At 32.5% G+C, this 13534-nt stretch carries 12 protein-coding genes; 7 read left to right on the top strand and 5 right to left on the bottom strand.

The window, feature by feature from the left end; all coding sequences use genetic code 11:
- Positions 1-88: 88 nt before the first annotated feature.
- Positions 89-874 (bottom strand): TrmH family RNA methyltransferase, encoded by a 786-nt coding sequence (locus tag ACFX5D_RS13000; RefSeq protein WP_379858624.1) that lies wholly within the window; start codon positions 872-874, stop codon positions 89-91.
- 140 nt (positions 875-1014) lie between these two features.
- On the opposite strand from ACFX5D_RS13000, the gene ACFX5D_RS12995 reads away from it, so the two are divergent.
- From ACFX5D_RS12995 to ACFX5D_RS12980, 4 genes are read left to right on the top strand one after another with little or no spacing between them, the layout of a single operon-like run.
- Positions 1015-1617, top strand: coding sequence for a trimeric intracellular cation channel family protein (locus tag ACFX5D_RS12995; RefSeq protein ID WP_379858623.1), 603 nt, complete (start codon positions 1015-1017; stop codon positions 1615-1617).
- Between the two features lie 35 nt (positions 1618-1652).
- A complete protein-coding gene (locus ACFX5D_RS12990) occupies positions 1653-2654 on the top strand; it encodes a GNAT family N-acetyltransferase (RefSeq protein WP_379858622.1) in 1002 nt (333 codons plus the stop codon).
- The gene (locus tag ACFX5D_RS12985) at positions 2651-3778 is read left to right on the top strand and encodes a DegT/DnrJ/EryC1/StrS family aminotransferase (RefSeq protein WP_379858621.1); all 1128 of its coding nucleotides are present in this window, start codon (positions 2651-2653) and stop codon (positions 3776-3778) included. The genes ACFX5D_RS12990 and ACFX5D_RS12985 overlap by 4 nt, the downstream gene beginning before the upstream one ends.
- Before the next feature lies 1 nt (position 3779).
- Positions 3780-5054 carry an O-antigen translocase gene (locus ACFX5D_RS12980; RefSeq protein ID WP_379858620.1) on the top strand — a complete coding sequence of 425 codons (1275 nt, stop codon included), beginning with the start codon at positions 3780-3782 and terminating at the stop codon, positions 5052-5054.
- A gap of 57 nt (positions 5055-5111) precedes the next feature.
- Here the strand turns inward: ACFX5D_RS12980 and ACFX5D_RS12975 are convergent, their stop codons facing one another.
- Entirely contained in the window at positions 5112-6260 is a 1149-nt protein-coding gene (locus tag ACFX5D_RS12975) for a glycosyltransferase family protein (RefSeq protein WP_379858619.1), read from the bottom strand.
- Positions 6261-6301: 41 nt separating this feature from the next.
- Here ACFX5D_RS12975 and ACFX5D_RS12970 point away from each other — a divergent pair, with 41 nt between their 5' ends.
- Positions 6302-7384 carry a glycosyltransferase gene (locus ACFX5D_RS12970; RefSeq protein ID WP_379858618.1) on the top strand — a complete coding sequence of 361 codons (1083 nt, stop codon included), beginning with the start codon at positions 6302-6304 and terminating at the stop codon, positions 7382-7384.
- A gap of 4 nt (positions 7385-7388) precedes the next feature.
- A complete protein-coding gene (locus ACFX5D_RS12965; RefSeq protein ID WP_379858617.1) occupies positions 7389-7793 on the top strand; it encodes a sugar 3,4-ketoisomerase in 405 nt (134 codons plus the stop codon).
- Here the strand turns inward: ACFX5D_RS12965 and ACFX5D_RS12960 are convergent.
- The 3 genes from ACFX5D_RS12960 to ACFX5D_RS12950 are packed head-to-tail and all read right to left on the bottom strand — an operon-like array spanning position 7779 to position 10279.
- On the bottom strand, positions 7779-8705 hold the full coding sequence (locus tag ACFX5D_RS12960; protein ID WP_379858616.1) for a glycosyltransferase family 2 protein: 927 nt from the start codon (positions 8703-8705) through the stop codon (positions 7779-7781). The genes ACFX5D_RS12965 and ACFX5D_RS12960 overlap by 15 nt on opposite strands.
- Positions 8706-9596, bottom strand: coding sequence for a glycosyltransferase family 2 protein (locus ACFX5D_RS12955; RefSeq protein WP_379858614.1), 891 nt, complete (start codon positions 9594-9596; stop codon positions 8706-8708).
- Positions 9596-10279 carry a cell division ATP-binding protein FtsE gene (locus ACFX5D_RS12950; protein WP_379858613.1) on the bottom strand — a complete coding sequence of 228 codons (684 nt, stop codon included), beginning with the start codon at positions 10277-10279 and terminating at the stop codon, positions 9596-9598. Before ACFX5D_RS12950 ends, ACFX5D_RS12955 begins: the two co-directional genes overlap by 1 nt.
- A gap of 239 nt (positions 10280-10518) precedes the next feature.
- Between ACFX5D_RS12950 and ACFX5D_RS12945 the strand changes: the two genes are divergently transcribed.
- On the top strand, positions 10519-13533 hold the full coding sequence (locus ACFX5D_RS12945) for a tetratricopeptide repeat protein (RefSeq protein ID WP_379858612.1): 3015 nt from the start codon (positions 10519-10521) through the stop codon (positions 13531-13533).
- The last annotated feature ends 1 nt before the right edge of the window (position 13534 follow it).

The following is a 13534-nucleotide window of genomic DNA, read 5'->3' as shown; positions in this document are numbered from 1 at the left end:
CGTTCTAACCGGCTGAAGAAATGACAAAATCAGTCGAAAATTGAAAATATTTAATATTTTTTTGTTTTTTAAATCTGTAATCAAAAATCTACAATCCTCTTTGTCTTTTGGCTTCAAAAATCAAAATTGCTGCTGCAACTGAAACATTCATAGAATCGATTTCGCCTTGCATTGGAATTATAATATTTTGCGTTGCTTCTTTTCGCCATGCTGAAGTCAAGCCTGTTGCTTCCGTACCCACGACCAGAGCGGTTGGCGTAGTGTAATCTTGCGTATGGTATGAGGTTGAATTTTGTAAAGTTGCACAATAAAAATTGATTTTTCTTTCTTTCAAAAAAGCAATAATTTCCGAAGTTGCTCCGGTAGCGATTTGGTTGGTGAACAAACAACCCACGCTGGAACGAACAATATTTGGATTGTATAAATCGCTTTTTGGGTTGGCAATAATCACGGCATCTAAATTGGCTGCATCTGCGGTGCGTAATAAAGCACCTATATTTCCCGGTTTTTCGGGAGCTTCAGCAACAAGAATCAAAGGGTTCTCTGATAGTTTTAAATCGGATAATTGCAACGATTTGGTTTTGGCTACAGCCAAAATACCTTCGGTAGTATCCCGATAGGCTAATTTTTGAAAAACATCTTTGTTAATCTCAATTAACTCGGTATTGGACGATAATTTTCGGGCTTCGGTTTCGGAACAAATTTCAGGCAAAAACAGTAGCGTTTCTATTTCATAACCTCCCTTTATGGCGATCGAAATTTCCCGTTTTCCTTCTATTAAAAATGTTCCGGATTGTTTGCGTGCCTTTGCTTTTTCCTGCAATAATACTAAAGATTTGATGTATGGATTTTGTATCGAAGTGATTTGTTTCAATGGAAATGATGCTAAGTTATTATGGTGCTAAGTTACCACCTTTTTTTAAATTCTATGATGGAATAGTTTACCTATCAGAAATGCGGTTTTTAAGGAGTATTTTCCTTAAATTTGTAAAAATCCAAAATCCTATATTTTAAATGTTTCACCTATTAGATATCATCGGTACGATGGCATTTGCCATGTCTGGCGCATTGACTGCCATGAATAAAAAGCTGGATCCTTTTGGGGTTTTTATCATTGCTTTTGTAACCGCTGTGGGTGGAGGAACTTTGCGTGACATCATGATTGGCAGAACGCCGGTGGGGTGGATGCGGGATTTGAATTATGTTTATGTAATTGCGATTGGATTTTTTTTGGCCATACTTTTTAGAAAAAAATTATACAAATTACGAACTTCCTTATTTTTATTTGACACGATTGGATTGGGTGTTTTTACATTAATAGGTCTTGAAAAAGGCATAAGTGTTGGTCTTCATCCTGTTATATGTATAGCATTAGGAACCATGACAGCTTGTTTTGGCGGTGTAATCCGAGATATTTTGTGTACGGAGATTCCTGTTATTTTTAGAAGAGAGATTTATGCCACGATTTGTATTTTGGGTGGAATCGTCTTTTTTCTGCTTCGAAAATTAGATTTAGACAACGATGTTTTATACCTGACAACCTCGTTGGTTATAATCTCAGTTCGTTTAATGGCCGTGAAATTTAAATGGTATTTACCCACTTTAGAACATAAATAAAAAATGATTACTTTCACGAAGTCTAAAATCAAATAGTGAAAAATTTCTCCGTCAAAAAATATCAGGAAAGCGATTATGAAACTTGGAATGTCTTTGTAGGTCAAGCCAAAAATGCTACTTTCTTGTTTCACCGTGATTTCATGGAATACCATAAGGATCGATTCGAGGATTATTCTTTGATGGTTTTTGATAATGAAAAGTTAATTGCAATTTTACCAGCGAATAAAGTTGGGAATGAACTTTTTTCCCATCAGGGATTGACTTACGGAGGATTAGTATATAATGATCGTTCAAAATTGGCGACTATAATTACTACTTTTAGGGCTGTTTTGTTGTTTTTAAAAGATATTAAGATAGAAAAACTGCATCTAAAAACAATTCCATCAATTTATCACAATAAGCCTGCTGAAGAAATTCAATATGCTTTGTTTTTGGCAGAAGCCAAATTAGTGCGAAGAGATAGTTTGTCAGTAATTGATTTATCACAAAAATATGATTTTTCAAAAAGTAGAAATAGAGGCATTCAAAAAGGAAAAGCATGCGGATTAGTTATTAAAGAAGAAACTGATTTTGAATCTTTTTGGAACGAAGTTTTAATTCCGAATTTAGACGAAAGACATAGCGCAAAACCGGTTCATTCCATTGCAGAAATGAATCTTTTAAAAAGCCTTTTTCCTAAAAATATTCGCCAGTTTAATGTATATTATAATGACAAAATTGTTGCGGGAACGACTGTTTTTGAAAGCGAGATAGTCGCTCATTGCCAATACATTTCTAAATATGAGAAAGAGGATAATCTTGGAAGTTTAGATTTTTTGTATCACTTTTTGATTACAAAAGCTTTTGCCAATAAACGATTTTTTGATTTTGGAATTTCGAATGAAGCACAAGGAAAAAAACTCAACGATGGATTATCGTATTGGAAAGAGAGTTTCGGTGCCAGTACAATAATTCACGACTTTTATGAGGTGGAAACTACTAATTATGTTAAACTAAATTCATTTTTAACTAAATCAAAAAACATACTTACTAAATGATACCATTTCTTGATTTAAAAAAAATAAACGAGCCGTATGAATCCGCTTTTAACGAGAAATTGAAAACTGTTTTAGACAACGGTTGGTATATTTTAGGAAATGAAGTCAAAGAATTTCAAACTAAATTTGCCAAGTATTGCGGGGCACAACACTGCATTGGGACTGGAAATGGTTTTGATGCATTAGTTTTGATTTTTAAAGGGTATATTCAACTTGGAAAAATACAAAAAGGCGATGAAATTATTGTTCCAGCAAATACTTATATTGCCAGTATTCTGGCTGTTTTACAAGCTGACTTAATTCCTGTTTTGGTCGAACCAAAGTTGGAAACCTACAACATCAATCCGGATTTAATTTCGGAAAAAATTACTTCAAAAACAAAAGCGATTTTAGTAGTTCATCTTTATGGCCAATTAGGGGAAATGGATAAGATAAATGAAATTGCAGTTGCGAATGGTTTGCTGGTTATCGAAGATGCAGCTCAGGCTCATGGCGCAATTTCAGCAGTCGAAAGTCGAGAGTCGAGAGTCGAAAATTTGGACATGCAGAATATAAATGTTAAAACCCAGGCATATAGTTTTTATCCTGGAAAAAATTTGGGAGCTATAGGCGATGCGGGTGCAGTTACTACAAATGATCCTGAATTAGCGAAAGTGATTGAATCCCTGCGGAATTATGGTTCAAAAACGAAATATCAAAATGAGCATATTGGCATAAATTCTCGATTAGACGAATTACAGGCCGCTTTCCTGAATGTGAAATTACCTAATTTAGATGCTGAAAATGAAAAACGCAGAATAATTGCCAGACGTTATTTATCTGAAATAAAAAACGAAAAAATAACGCTTCCATTTTGGGATTTATCAAATAATCATGTTTTTCATTTGTTTGTCATTCGAACACAAAACAGACTTGATTTACAAGAATATTTGCAACAAAGTGGTATTCAAACCTTCACGCATTATCCAGTTCCTCCGCACAATCAAAAGGCGCTGTTACTATGGAATCATTTGTCTTTTCCAATTACCCAGAAAATTCATGATGAAGTGTTGAGTCTACCCATAAGCCCCGTTTTGACGATGGATGAGGTCAGCTATATTGTAGCTGTTTTAAACAAGTATTAAGTTGGAATGTATTAAAAAGATAACCCAAACACAGCTGTTTAAGATTTCATCTTTGAACAGTTTGAGTGTGATTTTTAAAATTGGAATTGGATTAATCACGTCAAAATTATTAGCGGTATTTGTAGGTCCAGGCGGTATGGCATTAGTGGGGAATCTTAGAAATTTTTTGACTTCATTAGAAAGTATTTCGACTTTAGGATTTCAAAACGGAATTATAAAATATACTGCCGAAAACGAAAAAAATGAAAATCAGCTTACTAAGATAATTGCAACAGTTTTTATAAGTTTGTTAGCTATTGTCACTGTTTTAAGTGGCGTTTTGTTTTTTTTTGCCACGTTTTGGAACAACGCGATTTTCGGAAATAATTTTGATTACATAATTATTTTTAAAGTGTTAGCATTGGCTTTACCTTGGTATGCTATTTCTGTTTTTATGCTCGCCGTAATTAACGGTCTGGGGCAATTCAAAAGAGTAATTTGGATTAATATAACAGGAAATGCAGTTGGGTTATTGGTGTCAATCGGTATGATTTTACAGTATGAAACATTAGGAGCTTTACTTTCTTTAGTGATTTCACCTGCTTTGATGTTTTTTGTAATGTTCTATTTTATAAACAAAGAAATTAATTTTTTCAAAACGATTCGGTTGCATCAATATGATTTTCAAATTATAAAAAATTTATCATCGTACTCTTTGATGGCTTTCGTGTCATCCGTTTTAGGACCTTTGGTTTTTTTGGTCATTAGAAAAAATGCAATTGAGATTGTTGGCTTAGAGCAAGCTGGTTTTTGGGAAACTATCACCCGAATTTCGACTTATTACATGTTATTTGTCACCACAATTGTGAGTGTTTATTTTTTGCCGAAATTGGCTGTTGCACAGAATAATCTGGAGACTAAAAAAGTGTTTTGGAGTTTTTATAAAATGATTTTGCCTGTTTTTATTGTTGGGCTTGTAATAGTCTATATTTTGCGCTTTTTCATTGTCAATTTACTTTTTACCAATGCGTTTCTTCCCGTAACCACTTTGTTCTTTTGGCAACTGACAGGGGATGTTCTAAAAGTGGCTTCCTTGATTTTAGGATATCAATTTTTTGCAAAAAAGCTAACTTTAGCCTTCATAATTTCAGAGTTATTTTCGCTTACCGTGTTGTATTTTTCAAGCCTTTATTTTATTAATGAATTTGGAATTCAAGGAATAGTAATGGCACAAGCTTTTGATAATTTTGTTTATTTGGTGGTGCTTTGCGTTTATTTTAGAAAAAGTTTGTTTTGATCTTTTATAGCAATTGGACAAAAACAAAATAATTAGATATTCTGCAACCAAGAGAAATTAATAAGAAGTAGTTTTGGAATTCCAAACCTCCAAATATTTATTAGCAATCAATATATAGTTATGTTCTTTCTCAATAAAGGCTCTGGCTCGTTTACCAATTGCGATTATTTCGTTAGGATTTTCTATCAAAAATGACAATTCATGGACTAAATAATCGATATCAGGTAAAGCATTTATGCAGACTCTTTCCGTTACATTATAGTGTGCTGTAAACTCCTTTTCAGCTCCCGTAAAAACTACTTTCCCTTTTGCCATTGCTTCCAGTGCATTATATCCTTGGTCATTTGCATAGGTTTGGTCTAATACAACATGAGCAGAATTATATAAATCAATGTAGGTCGAATAAGGAATGTTACGAGTTGTAATTATTTGAACGGTATTGTCATATTTTTTTTCAATAATAGACAATGCTTTTTCAAAATAATCATTTCCTTTCTTGTAATAATTAGCTTCATTAATTCCATGAAAAATAATAATCGTATCCGAAATTCTCAAAGGCTGAAAGTCAATTTTAATGGTGTTTACTGGATTTGGAATTAATCCTAAATATTTTGAATTTTGTAACAGCGGAATATGATAATCAATGTCTGACGCTATAATTCCTTGAATATTAGAATATATAAATTGATGTAATTTTTTAAAGGATGCAGTTCTAAATTTCAATACATTTTCGAAACTTTTCGGATTAATTTTCCCTGCTAAATACCCTTGAATACCTGATTTGTAATTTGGATTTTCAAAACAATATTTTACATTCAGATAGTCATAACCGGAAGATAATAAGTAAGTCTTTGAGTTGTTTTGAAAAAGGAAATCCAGAATTTTTTTTTCGTAATAATATTGGCAATAAAAACTATTTTCATTGATGAGTTGTATGACATCAAAGCCAGTAAATTTGGATTTGTTTTTATTGAACTGAATATAAGTGCAATAAGAACTTATATCAAACCCAAAAATGGTATGTACAGTTACTTTTATTTTTTTCAAAAATCCGCTGTCCCATTTTTTTTGAATAGGAAAATCCACCGGGTAATTTTTAAAACCATCCTGATGTCCCAAAATATAAACTTCATGACCTAATTCCTGCAAACCTTCTTTTAGAGAGTTGTGTAATCGGCTGAATTCACCAACAAGTAAAACTTTCATTTATGTGTATATTTGACAAATATATTTACTTTTAGATCATAATGACACAAAACAAAAACAAAGTAGCCATAATTTCTACCTCTTTAGGAAGTGGCGGAGCAGAGCGATTTGCTTCCTTGTTAAGTTTTATGTTGGAAAAATTAAATATAGAAGTACACAACATAATTATAAACGATGTTGTTGATTATGAATATGCCGGTAAATTAATGAACTTAGGGATTGAAAGTGCGGACTCTTTTCCATTTTTTAAAAAAATTAATAAAGGATTTCTACTGAATCACTATTTAAAAAAAAATGGAATAAATGGTATTATTGATAACAGGCCCAGAAACAATTTGCCCAGAGAAATAATTGCTAAATGGATTTATGGCAAAAGAAAGAAATGGTACGTGGTTCACAGTTTTAATACCGTTACATATTTTCCAAAATCTGTTTTTTTTTCTAAATGGTTGTATCAAAATGCAAATAAAGTTATAAGCGTTTCTCATGCTATCGAAGAAATAATAAAACAAAAATTTGATCTGAAGAACACCATAACGATTCACAATCCATATGATTTTTCTAAAATTGAAATAGAAAAGGAAACGCCAATTTCCGGAGAATATATCATGTATTTTGGAAGGTTTGACGAAAAAGTAAAAAATTTTAGTTTAATGTTGGAAGCATTTTATCTTTCAAAAATTTACCTTCAAGGGTATAAATTGCTTTTAATGGGAGAGGGATCTGATTTAGCGATTATCGAGGAAAACATTGAACGGTTACAATTAAAAGACTTTGTTAGCATTTATCCGTTTAATAAAAATCCATTTCAATACGTTCAACAAGCCAAGTTTACGATTCTGACAAGTCGCCATGAAGGATTTCCTTTGTCTATAGTTGAATCATTAGCTTTAGGAACTCCTGTCATTTCCGTAGATTGCGATTCTGGTCCTAAAGAGCTGATAAGGGATGGCTTCAATGGTTTATTGATAGAAAATAATAATTCACCTGTTTTGGCATCAGCAATGAAAAAACTGGTAGATAATACTAATTTGTATGATTTTTGTAAAAAAAATGCGTCTAAAAGTGTAGAACATTTATCTTTAGAAACCATTTCAAAACAGTGGGAATCCATTTTATTTTAAAACTATGACAGTTATTACTGATGTTAGATTAATTGAAATCCCAAAAATTTGTGATTCAAGGGGGAATCTTTCTGTTATAGAAAGAGATACAATACCATTCGTATCCAAAAGAGTATACTATTTATATGATGTTCCAAGTGGCAGCGAAAGGGGAGGACATGCACACAAAGTACAACAAGAACTGTTGGTTGCTTTAAGCGGAAGTTTTGATGTTATTTTGAACGATGGTAAGGCAACAAGAAAAGTAACGTTAAACAAACCTAACATTGGCCTTTTGATTCCATTGGGAATTTGGAGAGAATTAGAAAATTTTTCTTCTGGTTCCGTTTGTTTGGTATTGGCGTCGGATGAGTTTGATGAAGGGGATTACATCAGAGATTATCAAGATTTCAAATTATTTAAAGACTGACGAACCCACGCCGCTATTGGCTAAAATTAATTTCAAATGGATTAATGCTTTTAATATAAGCGAAGGCATGGCCAGTAGAAATCGTTTTTTGAATGTTATGTTTTTCAAATCAATCGCTTTATAATAACAATTGAAATTTTCATCATCAGCAATTAATTTTGATTTTATTGCCAATGAAAACCGATTCAAATCAAGGAATTTTTTTAGTCTTCGATTCGTTTTTTCTTGTTGTTCAAATTTCGAAAAATTAATTTTTTTGTTTAGATAATTTTTGTTTTTTGAAAGGCTATTTTTATCATAAATATATCGTGCCAAGATTTTCCAAGAAAATACAACAGGGTGATTTATCCCGATTCGAATCCACATATCAGTATCTTGACCGCTTTTTACTGTAAGGTCAAAATTTCCTATTTCTTCGAAAATGCTTTTATGAAAAACGGCACAGGAAGTGCAAATAACAGTTTCCTTAGTACTGGCAGTAAAGTAATTTACAATTTCACAATCGTTCGTTCTTATAATCGAATAGCTCGCAGGAATAACTTTTTTTGATGTTTCAATTTCGATAGCTGCCGAAAACACTTTTTGCTGGGGATAGTTTTGAATGATTTTAAACATTTCCTCTAAAAAATCCGGGTACCAATAATCATCCGCATCTATAAAGCTGATATAATTAGACTGTGCTTTTTCGATTCCATCATTTCTTGCTGATGAAACTCCTGCATTTTCTTTTAAGAAATAACTAATTCTGGGATCGTCAAATCCTTCAATAATCGTCGCACTGTTATCTGTCGAGCCATCATTGATAATCAGTATTTCAAAGTCAATAAATGTTTGATTAAGAACACTTTTTAAAGTGGCTTCAATGAATTTTTCTTTATTGAAAAGTGGAATTATTACAGAAAAAAAAGGCATCTATTTACGGTTTAAATAACAAAAATAGCCAATTTTGTAACAGTCAAATACTAACAGAGATGGTTTTTCTGAAGTTAAATGATGTTCGAGCCTTACTTGTAATTTTTGGAACAACTTTGCTATAAATAAATTAAATTTCAAAGCGCACAGTATTTTGTGTGTCTTAATTATTTTACTCTCGATTTCAACTTTAGAATTTGTTTTTGAAATAAATAAAAGTGTCTCAAGAGCCGTTTTTGTTTTTAATAAAAATACCGATGAAGTTTCTAAATTCAAATGAGACACAGGATTTTCGATATGTTCAATATCAATATTTTCTAGTTTTAAAGTTTGAATAAAAGCGAAGTCTTCGTAACCATAGTTGGTTATTTTTTCATCGAATGAGAATATATCAAAAACTGTTTTTTTTATTAAAATATTGGAAACAAATGCAGTTTTATATGGATTTCTTTTTCGTTCAGAAAGGGGTATAGCTTCTCTTTCTTGGCCAAATATCCACCGTAATAATCGGTCATTCTCCGGTTTATCTTTGGTGTAAACGATTCCTCCAAAAAATACTTTTTTATCAGATAAATTAATTTGACTGATGTAATTTGAAATGAAATCAGAATTTTTGGGAAAAGTATCGCAATCTACGTAAAGCAGCCACTCATAGTTTGACATTGAAGCCAAAAGATTTCGGATTTTGCTTCTTCCAATATTTTCGAATAATTCAACAAAAAAACAATTTGTCAAAAATTGAATCGGCTTGTTTTTTGATTTTTGTTGTGTTGATGCATCATCAATACTTATAATCTCAAAATTTATTCCGCAATCCGTACATTGCTTATGTAATTCCAGAACAAGGGAATAAGCGTTGTAATTGTATATCGGAATAAGAATAGAAAGCATTATGCCGTTCTCTGAACTACTTCAAATATTCTTTCGTCTTCACATTTTAATGTTTTCGATGGGAATTTCATTAGCAAAGCATAATCGTGAGTAGCCATAATTACAGTTTTACCGTTGGCATTGATGTTTTTTAACACTTCTAATACTTCGGCACTGGTCTGTGGATCAAGGTTTCCTGTTGGTTCATCCGCAAGAATTAGTTCAGGATCGTTTAGCAAAGCTCTTGCAATGGCTACGCGCTGCTGCTCACCACCAGAAAGTTGATGTGGCATTTTATTGCCAAATTCGATCATGCCAACTTTATCCAGTACTTCGTCAATTTTTCGTTGCATTTCTTGATTGTCAGTCCAGCCGGTTGCTTTAAGAACAAATAACATATTGTCTTTTACAGTACGATCTGGTAGTAATTTGAAATCTTGAAAAACGATTCCAATCTTTCTTCTCAAAAAAGGAATGTCATTTTCTTTTAAAGTAGCTAAATCAAAATCTACGATATGTCCTTCGCCTTCTGTTAATGCTAAATCTCCATATAAGGTTTTCATTAAGGTGCTTTTTCCGGAACCTGTTTTGCCAATTATATACAAAAATTCTCCGTGATTTACCTCCAAGTTTACTTGAGATAAAATCGTTTTTCCTTCTTGGTAAATGGTTACATTTTTTAAAGACAATACAGGTTGAGACATAGGAGATTTTGTTTATTGGGTAAAAGTAATAAGATAACGGTTGTATTCAAAATAAATTTTATTCAATTAAGAAGAATTACAGAAATAATAAGTGCTACAAGGTGGAATCATTATCTAGCAGAGACTCCTCTTGACTCACTAAATCTAAATTGTTTAAAAAAATGTTCATAATAAAAACGAATAACGATTCGTTATAGAGTACAGAATATGATACATTTGAATTATTAAAAAAAAATACAATGCGTAAAATTTCTTGGCTCTACTTATTTCTTCTTTTTATTATATCTGCTGCCAGTTCAGCGCAACAATCAACTATTTATACACATGATTTAAAAGACTATAATAAAGCGCTCTCTTTATTTAATGATAAGCAATACGCATCAGCTCAAATTATTTTTAACAAAGTAAAAGAAACGGCTGCTACCGAAGAATTACAATCGGATTGTGCCTATTATATTGCAAATTGTGCTATTCGCACTAATCAACCCAATGCCGATGAATTGATGGAACAATTTGTCGCTGATTATCCTACCAGCACGAAACAAAACCAAGCGTTTATTGAAGTGGCTCATTATTATTTTGGCCAAGAGAATTATCCGCAGGCGCTACAATGGTTTGATAAAGTGGACGAAAGCCAATTGAGCAGTAGTGATCGTGATAAATTTAATTTCCAAAAAGGGTATAGTTTTTTTAATGCCAAAAAGAAAAAGGACGCTATTGCCTATTTCAATAAAGTGGTAAACTCAGCTGAATATGGTTCTCAGGCTAAGTATTACTTGGGTTTTATGGCTTATGAAGGTGATGACTATAAGCAAGCTACGAAATATTTTGACGAAGTTTCTGGCGAAGAAAAATACAAAGAGAAGCTTTCGTATTATCAGGCTGATATGAACTTTAAACTAGGAGATTTTGAGAAAGCAATTGATTTAGGCGGAAAAGCGATGGCTAAATCAAATCCTTCCGAGAAATCAGAATTGAATAAAATTATTGGCGAAAGCTATTTTAATTTAAAACAATATGACAAAGCCATTCCTTATTTGGTCGCTTATAAAGGAAAAAAAGGAAGATGGAACAATACGGATTTTTATCAATTGGGATATGCGTATTACAAACAAAAAGATTATGAAAACGCCATTTCACAATTTAATAAAATCATTGGAGGAAAAGATTTTGTAGCTCAAAATGCGTATTATCATTTGGGAGAAAGTTATTTGAATACGGATAAAAAGCAACAGGCTTTGAATGCTTTCAAAAACGCTTCCGAAATGAATTTTGATGTAGCAATTCAAGAAGATGCTAGTTTAAATTATGCAAAATTGAGTTATGAAATAGGAAATTCGTATCAAAGTGTTCCTTCCGTTTTGCAAGCTTTCGTGAAAAAATATCCGGATAATGCAAGTCGTTCAGAAATAGAAAAACTTTTGATTGATTCTTATATTTCCTCTAAAAACTATAAAGGAGCCTTAGTTTTATTGGAAAGAAATAAATCACCTGAAAATAAATTAGCGTATCAAAAAGTCCTTTTCTACAGAGGTTTAGAATTGTATACCGATGGAAATTATGAGGAAGCATCAAAAATGTTTACTAAATCAATAAACGAACAAAAAGAGGCCATTTTTACCGCACGAGCTACTTTCTGGAAAGGAGAAACGGAATATGTTTTAAATGATTATAAAGAGGCTTTGATGAGTTTTAAACAGTTTATGGGTTTGGCTTCAGCCAAAGATACACCGGAGTTTAAAAACGTTAATTATAATATTGCCTACGCCTATTTCAAATTGAAAGAGTACGATCAGGCAGGGAATTATTTCCAAAGCCAAATAGCAACCTCAAAAGACAATAAAGTACGTTTGAATGATTCCTACTTGCGTTTAGCGGATTGTCGTTTTGTTACTTCAAAATACGGAGCGGCGATGGATGCTTACACTAAAGTGGTCGAATCGAAAAGTGTTGATGCAGATTACGCTTACTTCCAAAAAGCAATTTCTTACGGATTTATCGCTAAAAACGATAAAAAAATTGATGATCTAAATGCTTTTCTACAATTGTATCCAAAATCAGATTATAGAGATGATGCAATGTTCGAACTTGGAAATTCGTATGTTTCCGAGAATAAAAATGATCTCGCGATAAAAACATACGATCGATTAAATAGCGAATTTAAAAAAGGTTCTTTTACTTCAAGATCTATTTTACGTCAGGGATTAATATATTATAATTCTGACAAAGACGAGCAGGCGTTGGTTAAATTCAAAAAAGTAGCGGCTGATTTTCCTAGGACTCCAGAAGCATTAGAAGCCGTTGCTACAGCCAGACTGATTTATGTGGATGGAGGCAGAGTCGATGAATATGCGAACTGGGTACGAACTTTAGATTTTGTTGCGGTTACCGATGCAGAACTTGACAACGATACGTACGAAGCTGCCGAAAAACAATTTCAACAAAATAATACAAAACAGGCTATTGCAGGATTTAGTGGTTATGTGGCTAAGTTTCAAAGAGGAATTCACGCTTTAAATGCAAATTATTATCTGGCTCAACTGTATTATGCAGAAAGTTTAGTAGACAAATCAATTCCTAATTATGAGTTTGTTATCGCACAGCCACGAAGTGAATTTACAGATCAATCTTTGTCAAGATTAGCTCAGATTTTTCTAAAAAACAAAGAGTACAATAAAGCAATTCCAGTTCTGTCTCGATTAGAAAACGAAGCTGATTTATCTCAAAATAGAACATTTGCGCAGTCGAATTTGATGAAAAGTTATTATGACATCAAAGACTATTCGAATTCTGTGATTTATGCGGAGAAAGTTTTAATGAATCCAAAAACGGATGATAATGTAAAAAGTGATGCTCAAATTATAATCGCGCGTGCCGCACTACAAACAGGTGATGAGGCAAAAGCTCGAACTGCTTATGCTAAATTATTGGCTATTGCCAAAGGAGAATTGGCTGCCGAAGCATTGTACTACGATGCTTATTTTAAAAATAAAGAGGCGAAGTTTGAAGCATCGAATACAGCGGTTCAAAAATTAGCAAAAAATTATTCCAGCTATAAATATTTTGGAGCCAAAGGATTGGTATTGATGGCGAAAAACTTTTATGGATTGAAAGACAGTTATCAGGCAACTTATATTTTGGAGAATGTGATTCAAAATTTCACGGATTTTCCAGATGTAGTTTCTGAAGCGCAAACGGAATTAGATATTATTAAAGCCGAGGAATCCAAAACAAATTCATCCGTAACGAAGTAAT

The sequence above is a fragment of the Flavobacterium fructosi genome, assembly GCF_042787335.1.
Lineage (GTDB): Bacteria > Bacteroidota > Bacteroidia > Flavobacteriales > Flavobacteriaceae > Flavobacterium > Flavobacterium fructosi.
The sequence above is the reverse complement of the archived record's forward strand: the minus strand, read 5'-3'. Positions and strand labels throughout refer to the sequence as shown.